Origin of the sequence: Achromobacter sp. (genome assembly GCF_049647645.1) — a bacterium.
Classification (GTDB): Bacteria; Pseudomonadota; Gammaproteobacteria; order Burkholderiales; family Burkholderiaceae_B; genus Achromobacter.
Window position 1 is genome coordinate 1 of sequence record NZ_JBARYB010000116.1, and the last position, 22,551, is coordinate 22,551.

Annotated in this window: 17 protein-coding genes; 13 read left to right on the plus strand and 4 right to left on the minus strand. The window is 66.4% G+C overall.

What is annotated here, in order from left to right; all coding sequences use genetic code 11:
* Nucleotides 1-339 precede the first annotated feature (339 nt).
* From WBB14_RS13765 to WBB14_RS13780, 4 genes are all read left to right on the plus strand, one after another.
* A complete protein-coding gene (locus tag WBB14_RS13765) occupies nt 340-2,286 on the plus strand; it encodes a PhoX family protein (protein WP_424240323.1) in 1,947 nt (648 codons plus the stop codon).
* 186 nt (nt 2,287-2,472) lie between these two features.
* A complete protein-coding gene (locus WBB14_RS13770) occupies nt 2,473-4,479 on the plus strand; it encodes an alkaline phosphatase family protein (protein ID WP_424240324.1) in 2,007 nt (668 codons plus the stop codon).
* Nucleotides 4,480-4,497: 18 nt separating this feature from the next.
* Entirely contained in the window at nt 4,498-4,680 is a 183-nt protein-coding gene (locus tag WBB14_RS13775) for a hypothetical protein (RefSeq protein ID WP_088140039.1), read from the plus strand.
* A gap of 35 nt (nt 4,681-4,715) precedes the next feature.
* Nucleotides 4,716-6,887: a phosphocholine-specific phospholipase C gene (locus WBB14_RS13780; RefSeq protein WP_424240325.1), complete on the plus strand. Its 2,172-nt coding sequence runs from the start codon at nt 4,716-4,718 to the stop codon at nt 6,885-6,887.
* A gap of 3 nt (nt 6,888-6,890) precedes the next feature.
* On the opposite strand, the gene WBB14_RS13785 is transcribed toward WBB14_RS13780, so the two are convergent.
* On the minus strand, nt 6,891-7,793 hold the full coding sequence (locus tag WBB14_RS13785) for a LysR family transcriptional regulator (RefSeq protein ID WP_424240326.1): 903 nt from the start codon (nt 7,791-7,793) through the stop codon (nt 6,891-6,893).
* A gap of 93 nt (nt 7,794-7,886) precedes the next feature.
* On the opposite strand from WBB14_RS13785, the gene ggt reads away from it, so the two are divergent.
* The 5 genes from ggt (at nt 7,887) to WBB14_RS13810 (ending at nt 14,891) form a co-directional block, all read left to right on the plus strand.
* Nucleotides 7,887-9,515 carry a gamma-glutamyltransferase gene (ggt, locus tag WBB14_RS13790; protein ID WP_424240327.1) on the plus strand — a complete coding sequence of 543 codons (1,629 nt, stop codon included), beginning with the start codon at nt 7,887-7,889 and terminating at the stop codon, nt 9,513-9,515.
* A gap of 36 nt (nt 9,516-9,551) precedes the next feature.
* Nucleotides 9,552-11,063 (plus strand): ABC transporter substrate-binding protein, encoded by a 1,512-nt coding sequence (locus tag WBB14_RS13795; RefSeq protein WP_424240328.1) that lies wholly within the window; start codon nt 9,552-9,554, stop codon nt 11,061-11,063.
* 131 nt (nt 11,064-11,194) lie between these two features.
* On the plus strand, nt 11,195-12,139 hold the full coding sequence (locus WBB14_RS13800; RefSeq protein ID WP_424240329.1) for an ABC transporter permease: 945 nt from the start codon (nt 11,195-11,197) through the stop codon (nt 12,137-12,139).
* Nucleotides 12,136-13,014, plus strand: coding sequence for an ABC transporter permease (locus WBB14_RS13805; protein WP_013393318.1), 879 nt, complete (start codon nt 12,136-12,138; stop codon nt 13,012-13,014). The genes WBB14_RS13800 and WBB14_RS13805 overlap by 4 nt, the downstream gene beginning before the upstream one ends.
* A gap of 17 nt (nt 13,015-13,031) precedes the next feature.
* The gene (locus WBB14_RS13810; RefSeq protein WP_424240369.1) at nt 13,032-14,891 is read left to right on the plus strand and encodes a dipeptide ABC transporter ATP-binding protein; all 1,860 of its coding nucleotides are present in this window, start codon (nt 13,032-13,034) and stop codon (nt 14,889-14,891) included.
* Nucleotides 14,892-14,971: 80 nt separating this feature from the next.
* Here WBB14_RS13810 and WBB14_RS13815 read toward each other — a convergent pair whose 3' ends face one another.
* Nucleotides 14,972-15,622 (minus strand): LysE family translocator, encoded by a 651-nt coding sequence (locus WBB14_RS13815; protein ID WP_424240330.1) that lies wholly within the window; start codon nt 15,620-15,622, stop codon nt 14,972-14,974.
* A gap of 148 nt (nt 15,623-15,770) precedes the next feature.
* On the opposite strand from WBB14_RS13815, the gene WBB14_RS13820 reads away from it, so the two are divergent.
* The 4 genes from WBB14_RS13820 (at nt 15,771) to WBB14_RS13835 (ending at nt 20,603) form a co-directional block, all read left to right on the plus strand.
* On the plus strand, nt 15,771-16,307 hold the full coding sequence (locus tag WBB14_RS13820) for a YaeQ family protein (RefSeq protein WP_424240331.1): 537 nt from the start codon (nt 15,771-15,773) through the stop codon (nt 16,305-16,307).
* A gap of 165 nt (nt 16,308-16,472) precedes the next feature.
* Entirely contained in the window at nt 16,473-16,970 is a 498-nt protein-coding gene (locus WBB14_RS13825) for an RNA polymerase sigma factor (protein WP_424240332.1), read from the plus strand.
* Nucleotides 16,971-17,004: 34 nt separating this feature from the next.
* On the plus strand, nt 17,005-17,988 hold the full coding sequence (locus tag WBB14_RS13830; protein ID WP_424240333.1) for a FecR family protein: 984 nt from the start codon (nt 17,005-17,007) through the stop codon (nt 17,986-17,988).
* A 122-nt stretch (nt 17,989-18,110) separates the two neighbouring features.
* A complete protein-coding gene (locus WBB14_RS13835) occupies nt 18,111-20,603 on the plus strand; it encodes a TonB-dependent siderophore receptor (RefSeq protein WP_424240334.1) in 2,493 nt (830 codons plus the stop codon).
* Nucleotides 20,604-20,694: 91 nt separating this feature from the next.
* On the opposite strand, the gene WBB14_RS13840 is transcribed toward WBB14_RS13835, so the two are convergent.
* Together WBB14_RS13840 and WBB14_RS13845 are read right to left on the minus strand one after the other, a co-directional pair.
* Nucleotides 20,695-21,801 (minus strand): hypothetical protein, encoded by a 1,107-nt coding sequence (locus tag WBB14_RS13840; protein WP_424240335.1) that lies wholly within the window; start codon nt 21,799-21,801, stop codon nt 20,695-20,697.
* Nucleotides 21,794-22,435, minus strand: coding sequence for a hypothetical protein (locus WBB14_RS13845; RefSeq protein ID WP_424240336.1), 642 nt, complete (start codon nt 22,433-22,435; stop codon nt 21,794-21,796). Before WBB14_RS13845 ends, WBB14_RS13840 begins: the two co-directional genes overlap by 8 nt.
* Nucleotides 22,436-22,551 lie beyond the last annotated feature (116 nt).

The window sequence follows — 22,551 nt, forward strand, 5'->3', positions numbered from 1 at the left end:
GCGGCCGATACCGCCGGGGGCAGGGGGCCGGCCTTGGGCGCAAGCAGGATCGACGCCCAGACGCCCAGGCCGGCGGCCAGGGCCAGCACGGCAAGAACGCGGAACGCGGCAGGGAGGGTCGGGCGCAAGGACAAGGGCATGGAACTGGCAGGCAGGGCGGATTGCGACCGGCCGACTATAGCGGCGCTACATGACAGGCTTGCGATGGCCTGCCGACGTCCTGCATGGCCCAACCGCCGCGCGGCTTGCTGTCATCGTTCGTACATGCCCCGTGTCTAGCATGCGCTCAAGTCCGGCTGCCGAAGCCGGGCAGACCTCCTCACCAACAAGGGACCCCGCATGCTAGACCTGAACCAAGCCAATCGCCGCCGACTCCTGAAAATGCTGGGAGGCGCGCCGATGCTGCCGATCGGCGGCGTCAGCCTGGCCGCGCTGCTGGCCGGCTGTAATTCCGGCGATGACGATGACGACGACAGCGCGCCGCCCGTCGCGCCGGTCACTTTCAAGTCCGCCTCCTTCACCTCCATGGCCGCGCCCTCGCTGTCCCAGCCTGAACTGATGGCGCGCACCACCGTCGCCTCGGCGCTGGAGCTGACGTTCAGCGACGGCTCCAAGCGCAGCGTCGAACTGGGCTACGAGCCTTTCTTCATGACGGGCGACGCGGTGCCGGACGGCAAGGGCGGCACGGTGGTCGCCGGCGGCTATTACAACCTGGCCGGCGCGCCCATCGTCGATAACTCCGTGCCCGCCAAGGCGCGGCAATTCTTCTCGAACTGTCCGGACGGCATGTCCTTGCTGTCCTTGTCGGAACCGACCAAGGTGGCTGGCGTGGCCGGTAACGCGCTGTACGCCGTGGTGCAGTTCGAATACCAGTCCATGGACCAGGCCGGCAAGGACATGTACGGCCTGCTGCCGTCGCAGATCGCGGTGCTGACGCTGTCGCAAGACCCCAATACGGGCAAGCTCAGCCTGGTCAAGTACCACACCGTGGACACCTCGTCGGTGCACGGTTTGTGGATCACCTGTGGCGCCAGCCTGTCGCCCTGGAACACCCACCTGTCCAGCGAGGAGTACGAGCCCGACGCCACCACGGCCAAGGCTTCGTCCTCGTTCCAGGCCTACAGCCAGAATCTCTACGGCGACCCCGCCAAGGCCAATCCGTACCACTACGGCCACATGCCTGAAGTCACCGTCAACCCGGACGGCACCGGCACCATCAAGAAGCACTATTGCATGGGCCGCATCTCGCATGAACTGGTGCAGGTCATGCCCGACCAGCGCACCGCGCTGATGGGCGACGACGCCACCAACGGCGGCCTGTTCATGTTCGTGGCCGACCGCAAGGCCGATCTTTCCTCCGGCACGCTGTACGTGGCCAAGTGGGCGCAGACCTCGGGCACCGGCCCGGGCGCCGGCACGCTGACCTGGATCAAGCTGGGCCACGCCACCAGCGCGGAAGTGAAAGCGCTGGCCGATCAGCTGAACGCCGCCGACATCATGGACGTGCGCGGGGCCGATCCGCTGGATGCCGCCTTCACCAAGATCCGCTACTCCGGCAAGGACAGCTGGGTCAAGCTGCAGCCCGGCCGCAATGTGGCCGGGGCCTTTCTCGAAACCCACCGCTACGCCGCCATGGTCGGCGGCACGCTGGCTTTCTCCAAGATGGAAGGCACCACCGTCAACGTCAAGGACAAGATCGCCTACAGCGCGATGTCGCGCGTGGACACTTCGATGACCGATGGCCTGTCGCCCGGCTTCAAGGTGGAAGGTCCCGCGGCCGGCGCGGTCTACCAGCTGCACATGAAGGAAGGCCAGGTCGATAGCGACGGCCGTGCCATCGACAGCGCCTGGGTGCCGGTGGACATGGCGGCGGTGCCGGAGCTGGTCGGCCAAGTGCTGGCGGCGCGCGATGCGCTCGGCAACACCCACGGCGCCGACAAGATCTCCAACCCCGACAACCTCAAGTTCTCCGAGAAGCTGCGCACGCTGTTCGTGGGCGAGGACAGCGGCGGCCACGTCAACAACTTCCTGTGGGCCTACAACGTCGATACCAAGCAGCTGTCGCGCCTGCTGTCCTGCCCGGTAGCCGCGGAATCCACCGGCCTGCAGGCAGTGGACGAGATCAACGGCTGGACCTACATCACCAGCAACTTCCAGCATGCGGCCGACTGGGGCAGCGTGCACTCGGTGGTACGGCCCACGCTGGAACCGCTGGTCAAGGCCAACTACAAGGACGGCTTTGGCGCGTCGGTGGGTTATCTGACTGGCGTCAAGATCGGCGCCTAGGCTCGCGGCCTGCCTCTCGCTGCGGGGCGGCTTTCTTCGGGAGGCCGCCTTTTTTTTGCAGATTCCGCGCAAAAGAATCCTGATCCGTCGATCAGGCTTTCTTCTCTTTGCTTCACGGGGCTTTCACCTTTGCTGGCCATCATGTGCCCCAGCGTAAAACCCTGTTCATGACAAGAGAAGAGAAGCATGCAAGCATTGAATTGGAGAAGATGGTGCGCGGCCTTGCTGGCGACCAGCGCCCTTGCGGGCTGCGGAGGCAGCGACGATGACGACGACACCGAAGCCCCGCCGACCCAGCCGCCGGTGACCCAGCCGGACCCGACGCCCGCCGACAAGGTGCTGTTCATCGGCGTCGACGGCCTGACCTACGACGCGATGCGCCGGGGCGTGGCCGACAAGTTCCTGCCGAACATTGCGCAACTCAACGCCACGCGCGCCTGGACCGGCGGCGTGACGGACGCGCCGACGCAGCAGCCGACGCTGCTGGCGCCGGGCTGGGCGACCTTGTTGACCGGACAATGGGCCGATCAGCACGGCGTGCGCTACAGCGTGCAGGGCGAGACGCTGCAAACGCCGACCCTGTTCCAGCGCGTCAAGCAGGCGCGTCCCGCCGCGCGCAGCGCTGCCGCCTTCAATTCGACGGTGTTGGCCGGGCTCATCGCCGGCCAGCGCGACGCGGGCTATCTGCAATCCCTGACCGACTGTGCCGGCGCGGACGATTGCGTCGCCGCCCAGGCGCGCGACCGCATCACCGAAGGCTATGACGTGGTGGTGGCGCAGTTCGGCGCGCCGGAGCGCGTTGCCTCGGAAAACGGCTTCGGTTCGGCCTATGACGGCGCGATCCGCCAGGCCGACGCGGCCATCGGCGCGCTGGCCAAGCAGATCGCCGACCGCAAGGCGGAGCATCCGGGCGAAAAGTGGCTGGTGATCGTGGCTGCCAGCCACGGCCTGGGCAAGACCGGCGCCAGCGATGGCCGTCCCATGTCCTCGAACAAGACCATCTTGCTGGCCGCGAACCAGCCCGCGCTGTTGGGCGGCAGCGCCGATGACGCTTCGTTCGACGGACTGTGGGACAACAACTGGTACGCGCTGCCCAGCGCGGCCGACGTGGCGCCGACGGTGCTGGACCACCTGAAAGCGTTGCCGGCCGCGGCCAAGTACGACATGGCGGGCACCTCGCTCGCCGGCAAGCTGGCGTTGCGCCACACCGCGGCCCGCACCTCGACCGATAACAAGAGCGTGACGCTGAGCTGGGTGCGCGTGGGCGAACCCGCCGGCGACATCGTGGTCAGCCGTGACGGCGTGGAGATTGCGCGCGTGCCCGGCACGGCCGCCGAGTACGTCGACAAGGGCTTCAAGTTCGAGACCGAAGGCGTGCACACGCTGAATTACAGCGTCGCCGTCGGCAGCGCGGTCAGCGCCGCGCGCACCACGGTGGCCTATACGAAGCCGCTGCCGCTGCTGGCTACGCTGCGCACCGGCCTGACGATGCTGTTCCCGTTCGAAGGCAACATGACCGACGTCGCCGCGGGCGGCGGGGCCATCACGCCGTTCGACGGCACCCAGGCGCCGGCCTACGCCGAGGCGGGCGTGTTCGGCAAGATGTTCAAGAACGACCGCAGCGCGGCTGCCTTGGGCGGCTTCAAGCTGGACTACCCGGCAGGCATGCTGGACGCGGCCCAGGCCTTCACCATCGGTTTCTGGTACCAGTCCGACGGCACGGCCAACGACCGTTCCATCCTGGGCAACAAGGACTACAACTCGGGCGGCAACCCCGGCATCACCATCGCGCAATGGGCGGGCCCGGTGCTGTACTTCAACCTGGCCGGCGGCGGCTCGCGGGTCGACATCAACAACGTCAAGTTCACCCCGAACAAGCCTGTCTATGTCGCCATGACCGTGAACAAGACGGCCAAGACCCTGACGGCTTCCGTCTACGACAGCGAGCTCGGATTCTCGCAGCGCACCATCGGCACGGGCTCGGTCGACCTGAGCAAGATCGCCGGCGTCTACGGGCCGCACATCGGCCTGAATGAAGACGGCCGCGGCACCTATGGCGTCTGCTGCGCCGGCACCAAGGGCCCCTACACGATGTATTTCGACGACCTGGCCTACTGGTCGCGCGCGCTCACTGAAGCTGAGTTGAAGTCGCTCGCCATGTCCGGCAAGTCCGTTTCCGAACTGTTTCCCTGATGTACCGAGGATAGAAAAATGAACATGTCCATGATCCTGCGCGGTTTCCTGCGCCTGGGCGCGGTGCTGATGCTGAGCGCCACGCTGGCCGCCTGCGGCGGCGATGACGGCGACAGCGACGGCGGCAAGGACCCCGGCACCGGCCAGCCCGAAACGCCGAAGCCCGAGCCGACCAAACCCGAATTGCGTTGCGCGCCCTGAGCCGCGTTCCCACCCGATCCATAGGAATAGAATCCGTGACGTTCGATAAAGACCAGGTCCACGCCGGCAAGCGCCGCTTCTTGCGCAACGCGGCCGCCTCGACCGCAGGCCTGACCGCGCTGTCGATGTTCCCGCCGGCGATCCGCCGCGCGCTGGCCATCCCCGCCAACAACCGCACCGGCACCATCAACGACGTCGAGCACGTGGTCATCCTGATGCAGGAAAACCGCTCCTTCGACATGTACTTCGGCACGTTCAAGGGCGTGCGCGGCTTCGGCGACCGCATCACCATTCCGTTGCCCGAAAAGCGTTCGGTCTGGGAGCAGAGCAACGGCACCCGCGTGGTGATGCCGTATCACCTGGACAGCACCCAGGGCAACGCCCAGCGCGTGGCCGGCACGCCGCATGACTACCTGGACGCGCAGATGGCGTGGGACGGCGGCCGCATGGACCACTGGCCGCGCTACAAGCAAAACCAGTCCATGGGCTACTACAAGAAGAAGGAGGTGGAGTTCCAGTTTGCGCTGGCGGAAGCCTTCACGTTGTGCGACGCCTACCACTGCTCCACGCACGGCGGCACCAACACCAACCGCCTGTTCCACTGGACCGGCACCAACGATCCGCTGTCCTTGGGCAATGGCCCCTCGACCCGCAACCAGTGGGACAGCCTGGGCGCCTCGTCCACCGGCTGGACCTGGAAAACCTATCCCGAACGGCTGCAGGAAGCGGGCGTCAGCTGGAAGGTCTACCAGAACCTGCCCGAGAACTTCGGCGACAACCCGCTGGCCGGCTTCAAGCAGTACCGCCGCGCCAACGAACTGGCCGGCAATAGCGCCAACGGCGCGCCGTACCCGGCCTGGACGCCTTCCATGGACGGCGCCAACCCCCTCTACAAGGGCACGGCGAATACGATGCCCGACGGCGGCTTCCTGAAAGCGCTGCGCGAGGACGCCGTCAACGGCACGCTGCCGCAGGTGTCGTGGATCGTGGCTCCCGCCACGTATTCGGAGCACCCCGGCCCGTCCAGCCCGATCCAGGGCGCCTGGTACATCCAGGAAACGCTGGACGCGCTGACGGCCAATCCGGAGGTCTGGAGCAAGACCGTGCTCCTGATCAACTTCGACGAGAACGACGGCTATTTCGACCACCTGCCGCCGCCGGCCGCGCCCTCGTTGAACGCGGACGGTTCCATGGCCGGCGCCTCCACCGTCAACACCGATCTGGAGCGCCACACCAACGCCTCCGCCCAGGACGCCGCCGACGACCGCGTCTACGGCCCCGGCCCGCGCGTGCCCATGTACGTGGTGTCGCCGTGGAGCCGCGGCGGCTGGGTCAATTCCCAAGCCTTCGACCACACCTCGGTGCTGCGTTTCCTGGAGGCCCGTTTCGGCGTGGCCGAAGACAACATCAGCCCCTGGCGCCGCGCGGTGCTGGGCGACCTGACCTCGGCTTTCAACTTCGCCACGCCCAACAGCGAAAAGCTGCCCGACCTGAATCTGCTGACCCGCGCGGGTTCCGACAGCGAGCGCAGCGCGCAGGAAGCGCTGAAGGCCGTGCCGCTGCCGGATCCCAGCACCCAGGCCAAGCCGGTGCAGGAGCAGGGCGTGCGCTATTCCCGCGCCTTGCCCTACGAACTGCACACCAGCGCCCGCGCCCAGCCCGGCACGGGCGCCATGCGCCTGGTGTTCTCCAACACGGGCAAGCAGGCGGCGGTGTTCCACGTCTATGACCGCCTGCACCTGGACCGCCTGCCGCGCCGCTACACGGTGGAGCCGGACAAGCAGCTGGAAGGCAATTGGGACACGGCGGCCGACGGCGGCAAGTACGACCTGTGGGTGCTGGGCCCGAATGGCTACCACCGCCATTTCGCCGGCGACCTGGCTTTGGCCCGTACTTCGGTGCTGGCTCCCGAGATCCGCGTCTGCTACGAAATCGCCAAGGGCGACGTCTACGTCAGCTTCATCAACGGCGGCAAGGATCCCTGCACCTTCGAGGTCGCGCCCAACGCCTATTACGCCAACCACGAGCGCTGGAAGTTCACGGTGCCCGCGGGCGGGCAGCTCGAACAGCACTGGGCGCTGCAAGGCAGCCAGGGCTGGTACGACTTCACCGTGCGCCTGGCCGAAGACCCGGCCTACCTGCGCCGCTTTGCCGGCCGCGTCGAAACCGGCCGTGCCTCGGTGACGGACCCGGCCATGGCGCAGTAAGCCTCAGGCGGCGGTCTGCGGTTCGCGCGCCCGGAAGGCCGTGGCGCAAGCTTCGCAGATCGCCGCCGTGATCCCCTGGCGCGCATGCTCGCGCCGTTCCAGCATGCCGATGGCGCGCGACATCGGCCCCAGGTCCTGCGGCAGGGTGAGAATCCGCAGTTCCGGGCTGTGCTGCCAATTGGAACCGTTGATCAACGGCAGCAGCGTCACGCCGACCTCCTGGCGCACCAGCTCGACCAGCGTCTCGATGGCGTTGAGCTCCAGGAATTCATTCAGCGGCACGCCCAGGCGCCGCAGCAGCCGGTCTATCTGCAGGCCGGTGCGCTGGGTGCGGTCGAAGCGCAGGAAGGGGTTCTGCGCCAGCACCTGGCGCGCGTCTGCCCCGGGCGCCGAGCGCGGCGCGATCACGACCAACTGCTCTTCATATAGCGCGGTCCAGCGCGTGCTGGCCATTTTGCGTCCGGCTTCCACCAGGAAGGCCGCGTCCAGTTCGCCGTCCTCCACCTTGCCCGCCAGCTCGCTGGCCTTGCCCGACAGAATGCGCACGTCCAGCTTGGGGTGCTGCTTCTTCATGCCGGATACGACCTTGGACAGGGTGCCCATGCAGGACACGATGCTGCCCACGGAGACCGATCCGGCCAGCTCGCCGGGCACCGTGCGCGGCAGCCGCATGCGATCGTAAAGATCCAGCAAGTGCTTGATTTCAGGAAGCAATTCCCGGCCGGCGGCATTCAGGATGGCGAGGCGGCCGCTACGGTCGAAAAGCTCGCGGCCCAATTCCGCTTCCAGGGAGCGCATCTGGAAGCTGACGGCGGCCTGGGTCAGCGCCACCTGTTCGGCCGCTTCAGAGAAGGAACCGTGGTGTGCGACCGCCAGGAAAGTGCGCAGAAAGCGGATGGTACTCACAAAAATCTCTTTTATGACGGAACAAAATTTCAAATTGATTTAATTAAAGCACGGGAGTAACTTCGGCCGCTTACCCGTTATGAGACTAGCGATATGAAATCCTTCGACTGGGGCAACCCGTATCCTTCCGTCCGCATTCCGCTGTTCGCCCGCAATGTGGTGTCCACATCGCATCCGCTGGCGGCGCAGGCGGGCCTGCGCATGTTGCTCAAGGGCGGCAACGCCGTGGACGCCGCCATCGCCGCGGCCGCCACCATCGTCCTGGTCGAACCCGTGTCCTGCGGCCTGGGCGGCGACTGTTTCGCCATTGTCTGGGACGGCAAGGAGCTGCACGGCCTGAACTCGTCGGGCGTGGCCCCGGCGGCCTGGAGCACCGAATACTTCAAGCGCAAGCACGGCGTGGGCGCCGACGGCCTGGCGATCCAGCCCAAGCGCGGCTGGGACGCCGTGACGGTGCCGGGCGTGGTGGCCGGCTGGTCAGCGCTGCATGAAAAGCTGGGCAAGCTGCCGTTCGAACAGCTGTTCGAGCCCGCCATCGAGATCGCCGAGCGCGGCTACGCCGTGCCGCCGGTGGTGGCGCACAAGTGGGCCGCCGCGGCCGAGGAACTGAAATCGCAGCCGGGCTACGCCCAGGCCTTCCTGCCCGAGGGCCGCGCGCCCAAGGTCGGCGAACACTTCCGTTTTCCCGACGCCGCCAACACGCTGCGCCGCATCGCCGCGTCCAAGGGCCGCGACTTCTATGAAGGCGAACTGGCCGAGCGCATCGCCGCCTTCAGCCAGGAATGCGGTGGCGCCATGACGCTGGAAGACCTGCGCAACTACCGCCCGGAATGGGTCAAGCCCATCTCCAAGTCCTACCGCGGCTACGAGCTGCACGAGATCCCGCCCAACGGGCAGGGCATCGCCGCGCTGATCGCGCTGGGCATCGTCGAACGCTTCGACATGGCCGACATCCCGGTGGACTCGGTGCAGTCGCAGCACATCCAGATCGAAGCCATGAAGCTGGCCTTCGCCGACCTGTACAAGTACGTGGCCGACCCGCGCTCCATGCAGGTGACGCCGGAGCAGATGCTGTCCGACGCCTACCTGGACAGCCGCGCCAAGCTGATCCGCCTGGACCGCGCCACCCATTTCGAGGCGGGCCGTCCGCATGCCGGCGGCACCATCTACCTGACCGCCGCCGATGAGAACGGCATGATGATCTCGTTCATCCAGTCCAACTACATGGGCTTCGGCTCGGGCGTGGTGGTGCCGGGCACAGGCATCAGCATGCAGAACCGCGGCGTGGGCTTCTCGATGGATACGAAGTCGGCCAACGTGGTCGAAGGCGGCAAGCGTCCGTTCCACACCATCATCCCGGGCTTCCTGACCCGCGGCGGCAAGCCGGTCATGAGCTTCGGCGTGATGGGCGGCGACATGCAGCCGCAAGGCCACATGCAGACCGTGGTGCGCATGCTGGACTACCACCAGAACCCGCAGGCCGCCTGCTGCGCGCCGCGCTGGAAGGTCAACCGCGATTTCACGCTGGACATCGAGACCAATATGAGGGCTTCTACCATTGCGGGCCTGAAAGACCTCGGACATGCTTTGAAGTCGGTCGACGATCCGTACATGGATTTCGGCGCGGGCCAGTTCATCTGGCGCATGTCCGAAAGCGACAACGAGCTTGGTTATGTCGCTGCCAGCGACAGCCGGCGCGACGGTCAGGCGGTCGGCTTCTAAACACCCAGTATTGCAGCCTCAAGGGGAAAAAACACAATGAAACGCTTGACCTTGACCTTCGGCGCCAGCTTGCTGGCGCTGGCCGCGGGCGCCGCCAGCGCCCAGAACATCCGGATCGGCCTGCAGGAAGATCCGGACGTGCTGGACCCGCACCGCGCGCGCACCTATGTGGGCCGCATCGTCTTCACGTCGCTATGCGACAAGCTGATCGACATCGATCCCAAGCTGCACTTCGTGCCGCAGCTGGCCACCTCGTGGACCTTCAGCCCCGACAACAAGGTGCTGACCTTCAAGTTGCGCGAGGACGCGCTGTTCCATGACGGCTCCAAGTTCGACGCCGCCGCGGCCAAGGCCAACCTGGAACGCGCCATGTCGCTGCCGGACAGCCTGCGCAAGGGCGAGCTGGCCTCGGTGGAAAAGGTCGATGCGCCGGACGCCGCGACCCTGGTGTTGACGCTGAAGAAGCCCGACGCCACTTTGTTGGCCCAGCTGTCGGACCGCGCCGGCATGATGCTGTCGCCCAAGACCTTCACCGACGACGTCGCCGCCGTGGGCCGCAAGCCGGTCTGCTCCGGTCCCTACAAGTTCGTCGAGCGCATCCAGAACGACCGCATCGTGCTGGAGAAATTCGACCAGTACTACGACGCCAAGGACTTCGCCTTCAAGCGCGTGACCTTCCTGCCGATTCCGGACACCACCGTGCGCCTGTCCAACCTGCGCGCGGGCGACCTGGACATGCTGGAACGCCTGAATCCTTCCGACGTGCCGCAGGTCAAGTCCGACGCCAGCTTGACGTTCGCCCCGGTGGCGGGCCTGGGCTTCCAGCAATTCATGTTCAACGTGGCCAACGGCAAGCGCGCCGAAGACAACCCGTTCAAGAACAAGCTGGTGCGCCAGGCGTTCCAGTACGCCATCGACCGCAAGGCCATCAGCGACGTGGCCGGCGGCGGCATCTTCGATCCCGCGCAGCAGCCGTTCCCGCCCGCCAGCCCCTACCACAGCGACAAGTTCCCGCCGACCCAGCGCGACGTTGCCAAGGCGAAGGCGCTGCTCAAGCAGGCGGGCTTCGACCGCGTGAAGGCCGAGGTCATGTTCGGCAACAACACCACGACGTCGTCGATCGCCGAGATCGTGCAGGCCATGGCGTCCGAGGCGGGCTTCGACCTGTCCTTGCGCCCGACCGAGTACGCGGCCCTGCAGAAGGAATCCGCCGGCGGCAACTTCCAGGTCGTGATGCTGGGCTGGTCGGGCCGGGTCGATCCGGACGGCAACATCCACGCTTTCGTCACCTGCAAGGGCGCGCTGAACGACGGCCACTACTGCAATCCGGAAGTGGACAAGCTGTTGAACGAGGCCCGCACGGTGCCGGACGAAACCAAGCGCAAGGCTATCTACGACCAGGCGCAGACCATCATCCAGGACGAATTGCCCGGGGTGTATAACTACTACCAGCCCTGGCCCTTCGCCCTGGCCAAGAAGGTCAAAGGCTTCACGCCCTATCCGGACGGCATGATCCGCCTGAAAGGCGTGACCTACGCGCAGAAGTGATCGCGGCGCGGCAGTTACGCGCCGCGCCAACCGGACGCGCCTAGCGCGTCCGGTTGTTGTTTGCGGCGGCAGGGCGCCGCGGTTTATCCTCCCGGCCCCCCGTCCGCCGTTCCTGTCTTACGGTTTCTCATATGCTTAAACTCATCTTGCGCCGCGTGATCGTCGCGATACCGACACTGATACTGGTGTCGATGATCGTCTTCATGCTGCAGAAAATCCTGCCCGGCGATCCGGTGCTGACCCTGGCCGGCGAAGAACGCGATCCGGCCGTCCTGGACTACCTGCGGGACAAATACCGCCTCAACGATCCGCTGCCCGTGCAATACGCCGCCTGGGCCACGCAAGTCCTGCAAGGCGACCTGGGCAAATCGCTGCGCACCGACGTGCCCGTCACCACGCTGATCGGCCAGAAGCTGCCGGTCACGCTGCAATTGGCCGCCATGGCCATGTTCTTCGCGTTGCTGATAGGGATTCCCATGGGGATCATCGCCGCGGTGAAGAAAGGCAAACCGGTCGAAATGGGCGCCAACATCGCCGCGCTGTCCGGCATGTCCATCCCCAACTTCTGGCTGGGCATCATCCTCATCATGGTGGTGTCGGTGCAATGGAAGCTGCTGCCGGCTTCGGGCTATGTGTCGCCGTCCGAGGACTTCTGGCTGTCGATCAAGACCATGCTGATGCCGTCCCTGGTGCTGTCCACGGCCATCGCCGCGTATCTCATGCGCCATACCCGTTCGGCCATGCTCGAAGCCTTGTCTGCCGATTACGTGCGCACCGCGCGCGCCAAGGGCGTGTCGCCGCGCCAAGTGGTGCTGCGCCATGCCTTGCGCAACGCGCTGATGCCCATCGTCACGCTGGTGACGCTGCTGTTCGGCGAACTGCTGGCGGGCGCCGTGCTGACCGAGCAGGTCTTCACGATTCCGGGCTTCGGCAAGCTGGTGGTCGACGCGGTCTTCACGCGCGATTACGCGGTGGTGCAGGGCGTGGTGCTCTGCGTGGCGGTGGGTTTCATCATCATGAACCTGCTGGCCGACATCCTGTACATCCTGGTCAATCCCCGCCTGAGGCACTCATGAGCGCAATTCCTGCAACGGCCGCAGCCGTCACGCCGCCCCGCAGCCGCAACCGCGCCTGGGGCAAATTCAAGCGCAACCACATCGCCATGCTGGGCCTGGGGATCGTGCTGTTCTTCGTCCTGCTGGCCATCCTGGCGCCGCTGATCGCCAGCCATGATCCGTTCCAGACCAGCTTCACCACCATCCGCAAGGCGCCCTCGGCGTCCTACTGGCTGGGCACGGACGAACTGGGCCGGGATATTTTCAGCCGCATGGTCTATGGCGCCCGCGCCTCGCTGATGGCGGGCCTGGTGTCGGTCCTGATCGCGCTGGCGGTGGGCGTGCCGTTCGGCCTGGCTGCCGGTTATTTCGGCGGATGGACCGACAGCATCATCTCGCGCGCCACCGAAGCGCTGCTGGCGATTCCCTTCCTGATCCTGGCCATCGCCCTGGCGGCCTTCCTCGGACCCAGCCTGACCAACGCCATGATCGCCATCGGCGTCTCGGCCGCGCCCAAGTTCATCCGGCTCACGCGCGGACAGGTGCTGGCGGTCAAGAATGAAGACTACGTGCAGAGCGCGCGCGCCCTGGGCGCGTCCGACCTGCGCATCATCGGCCGTCACGTGTTCCCCAACGTCATGCCGCCGCTGATCGTGCAGGCCACCATCACCATCGCCACGGCCATCATCGCCGAGGCCAGCCTGTCGTTCCTGGGCCTGGGGCTGCAGCCGCCGAACCCGTCCTGGGGCTCGATGCTGAACACCGCCAAGAACTTCATGACCCAGGCGCCCTGGATGTCCATCTTCCCCGGATCGGCCATTTTCCTGGTGGTGCTGGGCTTCAATCTGCTGGGCGACGGCCTGCGCGACGCGCTCGATCCGCGTCAGGAAAAGTAATCACCATGGCAACAACAATGGACCCCAAGCGCGTCGTCCAGGTCAATGACCTGACCGTGCGCTTCAAGACCCCCGAGCGCACCGTGGAAGCGGTGCGCAAAGTCTCCTTCCACGTCGACCGCGGCGAGACCCTGGCCATCGTGGGCGAATCCGGCTCCGGCAAGTCCGTGACCTCGCTGGCGCTGATGCGCCTGGTCGAGTACGGCGGCGGCCGGATCGTCAATGGCGGCATGCTGCTGCGCCGGCGCAACGGCGACGTGCTGGACCTGCTCAACGCGCCCGACAGCACGCTGCAACGCGTGCGCGGCGCGGACGTGGCCATGATCTTCCAGGAGCCCATGACGTCCCTGAACCCCAGCTTCACGGCCGGCAACCAGATTGCCGAAGCCTTGCAGCTGCACCAGGGGCTGGACGCGGCCGCGGCCCGCGCCGAAACGCTGCGCATGCTGGAGCGCGTGCGCATCCCCGAGGCCCGCGCCATCCTGGACCGCTATCCGCACCAGCTCTCGGGCGGCATGCGCCAGCGCGTCATGATCGCGATGGCGCTGTCGTGCAAGCCCCAGCTGCTGATCGCCGACGAGCCGACCACCGCCCTGGACGTGACGATCCAGGCCCAGATCCTGCAGCTGATCCGCCAGCTGCAGGAAGAAATGGACATGGGCGTGATCTTCATCACGCACGACATGGGCGTGGTGGCCGAAGTGGCCGACCGCGTGCTGGTCATGTACCGCGGCGACAAGGTGGAAGAGGGCGGCTCGGACCAGGTCTTCGCCCGTCCGCAGCACGCCTACACGCGCGCGCTGCTGTCGGCGGTGCCGCGCCTGGGCGCCATGCACGGCACGGACGAACCCGCGCCGTTCCCGCTGCTGCGCGTGGACGACGCCAAGGCCCTGCCGGAAGCGGCCGCCGCGCCCGTCGCGGCGCCTTCCACCGTGCGCCGCGAAAACGGCCCGGTGCTGAAGGTCCGCGACCTGACCACCAGCTTCGACATCACCGGCGGCATCCTGGGCCGGGTGCAGAAGCGCGTGCATGCCGTGGAGAAGGTCAGCTTCGACCTGTATCCGGGCGAGACCTTGTCGCTGGTGGGCGAGTCGGGTTGCGGCAAGACCACCACCGGCCGTTCGCTGCTGCAACTGGTCAAGAGCAAGGCCGGCAGCATCGAATTCGACGGCAAGAACATCGGCGCGCTGCGCGGCAGCGCCATGCAGACCCTGCGCCAGCACATCCAGTTCATCTTCCAGGATCCGTTCGCCTCGCTGGATCCGCGCATGACGGTGGGCTATTCCATCATGGAGCCGCTACTGATCCATGGCGTGGCACGCGGCCAGGCGGCGCAGGACCGGGTGCGCTGGCTGATGGACAAGTGCGGCCTGCTGCCGGAAATGATCGACCGCTATCCGCACGAGTTCTCCGGCGGCCAGCGCCAGCGCATCTGCATCGCGCGCGCCCTGGCGCTGAACCCCAAGGTGGTGATCGCCGACGAATCGGTGTCGGCGCTGGACGTCTCGATCCAGGCGCAGATCGTCAACCTGCTGCTGGACTTGCAGCGCGAGCTGGGCGTGTCGTTCCTGTTCATCTCGCACGACATGGCGGTGGTCGAGCGCGTCAGCCACCGGGTGGCGGTGATGTACCTGGGCCAGATCGTCGAGATCGGTCCGCGCCGGGCCATCTTCGAGAACCCGCAGCATCCCTATACCAAGAAGCTGATGGCGGCGGTGCCCATTGCCGATCCGCAGCGCCGCCACCGCGAGCGCTCGCTGCTGGTCGACGAGATCCCCAGCCCGATGCGCAAGCTGGGCGACGATCCGCTGGTCGAGCCGCTGGTCGCCGTGGGCGAGGGCCACTTCGTGGCCCGCCATCCCATCGGCGTCTACTGAGGCGGAAAGCCGCCGGCTGGGTGCTGGCGGCTGGAAATATCCGCGCGGGTGTGCGCGGATGGCCTCAGCGGGGGCTGATACTAGCGCTTCTCCAGCGCCAGCTTCAGTCCGAAGGCGATGAATACCGCGCCCGTCATGCGGTCCAGGCCGCGCATCACGGCTGGCCGCGACAGCCAGCGCGCCAGCGGGCGCGTCGCGGCCACCAGCAGCGCAAACCACAGTATGCCCAGCACCGCGTGGATGCCTGCCAGCAGCAGGCTGAAGCGCAGCACGTTCTCGCCCGCGGGAATGAACTGCGGCAGGAAGGTGATGTAGAAGATCCCGATCTTGGGATTGAGGGCATTGGTCAGGCAGCCGCGCACGAACCAGCCGCCGGCGCTGGCGGCGGCCGGCGCGGGCCGGGCTGCATCGGGCGCGGCCTGTTTGTCGGCCTGCTTTCCGGCCCAGGTGCCCCACAGCAGTTTCAGGCCCAGATAGAACAGGTACAGCGCCGCGCAGAGGCGCAGCGCGTCGTAGGCCAGGGTGGAGACCAGCAGCAGCGATCCCAGGCCGAACGCCGCGACCGCGCCCCAGGCCAGGCAGCCCGTGGCCACGCCCAGGCCGGCCATGAGGGCGCGGCGGCTGCCTTCGACGGCGGCGGTGCGCAGCACCAGGGCGCTGTCCATGCCGGGCGTGACGGTCAGGATGGCGGCGGCCAGGGTAAAGGCGAGCAGGGCGGCGGTGGCGGTCATGGGCGGGGTCCGGTGGCGGGCATAGCTGGGCACAGGCGGCCAGTGTAGCGCCGCCAGGGTGGGCGCAGCGGTCCGTCCCCGTGCCGCAGGGCTGCAGGCGTTATCATGGCGGCCTTCAGCAATTCGCCACATACAACGGATTTTCGCCATGGCCCTGCGCGCCACCATCTACAAGGCCGAGCTCAACGTCGCCGATACCGATCGCCACTACTACGGCAGCCATACGCTGACGGTCGCCCGCCATCCCTCGGAAACCGACGAGCGCATGATGGTGCGGCTGGTCGCCTACGCCCTGCATGCGCAGGAGGATCTGGCCTTCACCAAGGGCCTGAGCGACACCGACGAGCCCGACCTGTGGGTCAAGGACCTGACCGGCGCGGTCAAGCTCTGGATCGAAGTCGGCCAGCCCGAAGAGCGCCGCATCCTGCGCGCCTGCGGCCGCGCCGACGAGGTCATCGTGTACTGCTACGGCGGCTCCGCCAGCAAGATCTGGTGGGACGGCGTGAAGAACAAGCTGGAGCGCACGCGCAACCTGAAGATCGTCAACCTGCCGTCGGACCAGACCAGGGCCCTGGCCCAGCTCGCCGAGCGCACCATGCGGCTGAACGCCAATATCTCCGACGGCGTGGTGTATTTCTCGGCCGACAAGGGCGAGGTCAGCGTCGAGCCGCAAGCCTGGCGCTGACGCCGGAGTGAGGAAGGGCGCTCATGCCGCTGGATGAGCGCATACGCGCGGTAGCAGGAGCGCACGCTCGCGCCGGACGCAACGCTGCAATGCGGATGATTTTGAAATGAGAGTTGTTATCATTTATGATGCAGCCTGTTTCGACTGCTCCCACCGCAAGTGCCGATGCCCCCCCAGCCCAGTACCTGGCTCGCCAAGTACGCGACGATGTTCCGCGACTGGACGCGCCGTAGCGAGTCGCCGCAAGAGGCGGAGGATGCGCTGCAAGAAGCCGCGCTGGGCATGCTGAAGCGGCAGGGGGCCGCGCTGGCCGATCCTTGCGCCTACCTGTACCAAGCCAGCCGCAACAATCTGGTGAGCAATCTGCGCAAGCTCGGGCAGCGCGCCGGCGTGCCGCTGCACGACCTGGCCGAGCACGAGCATCCGCAGTCGGCCGATGTCACTGTCGAGCTCGATGGCATCCAGCTCGCGCATGCGATCGACGCCGCGTTGCGGCAGTTGCCCGAAAAATGCCGCCAGGCATACATCTGGCACCGCATCGACGGCCTGACCCAAACCGAGGTCGCTGCCCGGTTGGGGCTTTCACTCAATACCGTCGAACGCTATATCATGCGTGCCATGCGCCATCTGCGTGATGTCCTGCAAAACGGTGTCTCGGGCTGAATCCGGCCTAACACTTCCCCCGATGAACGCTCCCTTGGATCCTCGCCTCTACAACGACCCTCGCGACGCCGCGGCGGCGTGGTTCGCGCGCGCGCGGTCCGGACGCATGGGCGGCGCGGACCGCCGGGAATTCGACGCATGGTTGCAGGCCGACCCGGAGCACCGCAAGGAATATGCGCTGCTGGAGCAACTTTGGGATAGCACGGGCCAGGCGGGACATGAGCGCTTGCGTGCATTGGCCGGCGTGCCGCCAGAATCGTCTGGAAGATCTTCCGGACGCGGGCGCCGCGCGCTGCTCTGGGTCCTGGCCGGCGCTGGCGCGCTGGCCGTCGGCGGCCTCGGCATAGGCATGCACTGGCAGAGCCCGGCGAACTTCGAACAGGTCTTGACGAGCGCACATGGGCAGCGCCGCACCGTGCTCCTGCCCGATCGCTCTTCAATTGACTTGAATACGGACAGCCGGGCCGTGGTGCGTTTTTACCCGGACCGCCGCGAGGTCGAACTGGAAGTGGGCGAGGCCAGTTTTTCGGTGTCCGCTGATGCGTCGCGCCCCTTCATCGTGCACGCCGGCCGGGCGACCGTGCAGGTGACCGGCACGCGGTTCAATGTCCGCAGGCGGGACCACGTCACCGAAGTTGCGGTAGCTGCCGGCTCGGTCGAAGTCCGGGCCGGCGGCTGGGCGTTCTGGCGACGGGAAACTTTGGGGCCGGGCGAAGGGCTGCTCGCGAGCGCTGATGGGCTCACGCCGGCCGCAGCAGTCGATGTGGCTTCCGTCACGGCCTGGCGCGAGGGCCGGATCGTTTTCAACAACACACCGTTGCCCATGGCGGTGGCCGAGTTGAACCGCTACGCCCCTTTTGTCATACGGCTAGAGGGCGCGCGGTTGGCGCAGGTCAGAGTATCAGGCACGTTGAATGTGGACTCCCCCGGCAGCCTGCTTGAACTGCTGCCCCGCATCGCGCCGGTGCGCGTGCGGACTGACGCGCAAGGCGGCCACGTGCTGACGCCGGCGCCGTAGTTACAGAATATTGCAATATTCGCGCTCTGGCGCTTCAGGGATTTCCATCGTTCCGCACTCGTTATCGATGAGTGCCGGCTTGCAACCGCGAGCCGCGTTGAATCCGTTGGAACAAATCTCTCATGCCCCCTTTGTCTTTCCGCACCCGCCGCCAGCCTGCGCGCGCACGCTTTCTGCTGGGACGGCTGTCCCTCGCGCTGATTTCCATGGCGGCCGTTCCCGCCGTTGCGCCGGCTGCCGAGACCGCTGTCATCATCAATTCGGCCCGGCAACCTCTGCATGAGGCGTTGGTTGAGGTCGGACGCCAGATGTCCATGGAACTCCTGTATGACCCCGCGCTGGTTGCCGGCAAGACAGCGCCGCCCGTGGCCGGACGGCTGACGGCGCAGCAAGCGCTGGACCGCCTGCTGGCTGGCAGCGGTCTGATCGCCGTGGTGGAGAACGGCAAGGCCGTGATCGAGCGCGAGCCGGACAATCTGGATGCCGCCACGCTGTCGGCCATCACGGTGACCGCGCGGCGCGCCGAAGACGGCACCACGGAAGGCACCGGCTCCTATACCAGCCGCGTCACCAGCACCGCGTCCAAGACCGATCTGGCCTTCCGCGAAGTGCCGCAGTCCGTGTCGGTGGTCACTCGCCAGCAGATCGAAGATCAGCATCTCGTCAGTGTCAGCGACGCGCTGGAGCAGGCCGCCGGCATCACGGTGCAGCGCGCCAACTACAACTCGTTCAATTTCTATTCCCGCGGCTTCCAGATCACCAGCATGCAGATCGACGGGGGCGCGCCGCTGGCATTGGGCGCGTATACCTACGACGCGGGCCAGGATCTTGCGTTTTACGATCGGGTTGAAGTCATGCGCGGCGCTTCGGGCCTGCTGGGAGGAATGGGCGATCCGGGAGGCATCGTCAACCTGGTGCGCAAGAAGCCGCTGGCTGAATCGCAGGTGATCGTCGAGGCCTCGGCGGGCAGCTGGGACAACTACCGAAGCATGATCGACGCCACCGGTCCTCTAGGTTTCGACGGGCGGCTGCGCGGCCGTGCCGTGGCCGTGTACGGAAACAGCGACTCCTTCCTGGATAACCGGAGCACGGAATCGCCTCAGGTATATGGCGTGCTGGAAGCCGATCTCACGCGCAACACGTTGCTGACTGTGGGTGGCAGCTACACGAAAAACCGTGAGCGCGGCAATGGCGATGGCGTGCCGCGCTACGCCGACGGCCGAGACCTGGGCCTGTCGCGCTCGGCTTCGCTGACCCAGCCGTGGGCGCTGGCATCGACCGAAACCAGGCAGATGTTCGCTCAGCTCGATCAGCGCTTTTCGGATCGCTGGCGCCTCAGGCTCAATTACACGCAAGAGCGCAGCGACACGCGTTCGACCACCGCTTTTGCCTATGGCGCCATCGGTCCGCTGGACGGCTCGGGGGCCACCTGGGGCGGCGGCCGCTATGTCATGGACAACAAGCAGAACCTGTTCGACGCCAATCTCAGCGGCGGCTTCGATTTGTTCGGACAGGCCCATGAGATTTTGCTGGGCGTGGACTGGCAGCGCGTGGAGGGCACTTGGAACACCGGCAAGCCGGTGGACAACTGGATGGTGCCAGTCAATGCGTTCGACCGCAACGCCTGGAATCCAGACATGAACGTGCCGCTGACCACGCGCTACGAACCCTGGGGCCAGGAGCAAAAAGGCCTGTATGGCCTGGTGCGCTTCAACCCGACCTCGCGTCTGCACCTGATCGCCGGCGCCCGCGTGAGCCGCTACAAGTTCTTCCAGACCGTGTCGAACCGGAAGGACGCCAGTTCCAGTTGGGCCGTAACTTCGCGCACGGACTATGAGGAGCCGAGCAAGACCACGCCCTATGGCGGCATCATCTACGACCTGGACGACGCCTGGTCGGCCTATGTCAGTTATTCGGCCATCCACAAGCCGCAGGGCTTGCTGAAATCCGGACCGGCGCCAGGCACGTCGCTGCCCGCCATCAGGGGGAAGAGCTACGAAGCCGGCATCAAGGGCGAACTGATGGATGGCCGCCTCAATGCCACGCTCAGCCTGTTCAATGTCGAGCGCACCGGCACTGGCGTGCTCGATCGGCGCTACCCGGAATCCTACGACGTCTGGGCGGGCAGCTGCTGCTACCAGGCGCAGGGCAAGGTCGTGAGCCGCGGCGTGGACCTGGAGATAGGCGGCGAAGTCACGCCGGGTTGGGAGATTGCGCTGGGCTACACCTTCAATAATTCCAAGGACAAGAGCGACGATACGGTGTTCAGTTCGATCACCCCGCGGCATCTGTTCAAATTCTCCACGGCCTATACGCTGCCCGGCTCGTTGTCGCGCTGGCGCGTCGGCGGCAATGCCGTCATGCAGAGTTCCACTTTCGTCTCCGGGTCGGTCTATGCGCCGGATGGCAAGGCCTCACCCTACAAGTTCACAGAGTCCGGCCACGCAGTGTTCGGCCTGATGGCGCAATACCGGTTCGATCCCAGCTGGACCCTGACGCTCAACGCCAACAATGTGTTCGACAAGGTCTACTACGAACGCGTAGGCGGGGCGGATGGCGGCAACTGGTATGGCGCGCCGCGCAACTGGATGTTGACGCTGCGCGGCACGTATTGATCGGGTTCGTGGTGTTCGTCGCCTGCGGTCCCATGCCGATGGCCTTGTTGCGCATGGCGGCGGACACGCCGCCGCGGGCGGTCTGAGCGGTTCAGCCGCAGGCGTCGACGGCCTGATTCGCGGGATCCGCGCAGGCGCGCCAGCGGGCCTCGTCCATCGCGGGCAGCAGCAGCACCCGGCTCATCAGGTCGGAATACCAGAAGATCCTGCCAGGCTTGTCGTGCATGGCCTGCCACACGCGTTCCTGGGCGTCCGCCGCCAGCGGCGAGCGGCCTTGCGCGTCGGTCACCCCCTGGGCCAGGATGGTTTGCGTGTTCGGATCCCAGGATTGCATGTCGGAGTCGTCCAGCGGCACCTCGTCGGCGATGCTGACGATGCGCCATTCATTGCCCGGGACCTCGGTGGACAGCTGGTTCAGCTCTTCCCGCCGCAGCGGATAGGGGCGGGAGTCCCGCGATGCGATCTCGGCATAGGCGTAGGATTTGCCGTTTTCCCCGGGGGAATGGCGGCGCAGATAGCGCTGTTGCGGCCGGCCTTGCACATCGTAGGTCTGGACCTGGAACGCGCCGCCTTGCGAGGTCGTATCGATGGCGCGCAGCAAGCGGCCCGTGGCATCGCGCGCATAGAACCGGCCGGCGGCCGGTTCCTGCTTGTCGTCGCAAGCGTCATCGATGAAGGCAGTCAACGCACCCCGGGCATCGCGTTTCAGGCAGGTCTGGCGGCTTGCCGCGTAGGCGGCGGGCCGGCGGACGGCGGTCTGCTCGTACTCGACCACGCGAGTCAGCGCGCCAGCGCCGTCGTACTCCAGCGTATAGCCGCCCGACAGGAAGGGCGTGGCGTCACCGCGCCGGGCGATGTCGTAGGACTCTGCACGGCACAGTCGGCCATCGCCGTCGAAGTAGAGCCTGGCGGGCGCGTGTTGGACGCTGTCCAGCCGGTAGGCGGACCAATCGACCTTGTCCAGCCAGGTCCGGGGCAGCGGGTCGCCCGTTTCCTCGACCCATACGGGGTGGTTGCGGGCGGCAACGCGTTCGCCCTGGCGGCCCAGCAGCACGCGGTCGCCGCCCAGGCCGACCGAGACGGGCACTGCCGTCAGCGCCACGGGCGCGGTGAAATCGACGGAAGCGGGGCCGCAGGCCGCCAGCGCCGGGCCGGCATGCGCGATGGCGGCCAGCATCAGGACCAGTCGTTTATGCATATTGCAGCGCATCCATGAACCTCACCAGGTCCCAGAATTCCTTGGACACGCCGCCCAACCGCAATTTGCCCTCGTGTTCCTCGAACAGCAGGAAGGGATAGGCATCGCGCTCCAGCGTGCCGGGAGCGGGCAGGCGGTAGGGCTTGAAGACCTCCGGGTCGTTGAAATAGCTCTCCAGACGGCCGCCGCCGTCCACATGCATGTAACGCACGCGCAGTACATGTTGCTGGTATTTGGCCTGCGTCTCCGGGTAGTCGCCGCCGTCGCCTGCCACCACCGCATCGGCCAGGGCGGCCAGGAAGACGCGTTGGAAGCCCACGTAGTGGATCTCGCCGCTGGTCGAGTCGCCCGGGGCGGCGGCCAGCGTCTTGACCAGCTGGGTGCCGCGCGAACCGGGCGCGACGGTGTTGGCGAACAGGCGGTCGATATCGGCATTGGCCGGATCGGGCGATTGCCGCAGACGCTGCAGGTCGGAGCGGAAGTCCTCCAGCCATTGCCGGTAGCGCGCATTCTCCGCCTGGCGGTCGAACGCCTGGGCGCTGGCAGCGCCGCAGTAGAGGGTAATCAGGAAGGCCAGGAGCAGAAGCCAGGCGCGTTGCAGCCAGCCTGGGGGCACGCGGATAGGGTGTTCCATAGGCCGGTGATCATATCGTTCAAAATGATGCTATTTTGGTGCAGAGCGTGACAAAATGTCAGTCATGGCCACCGGCATGGCCATGTCGATGAACCCAGTGTTGAATCAGGTCCAGA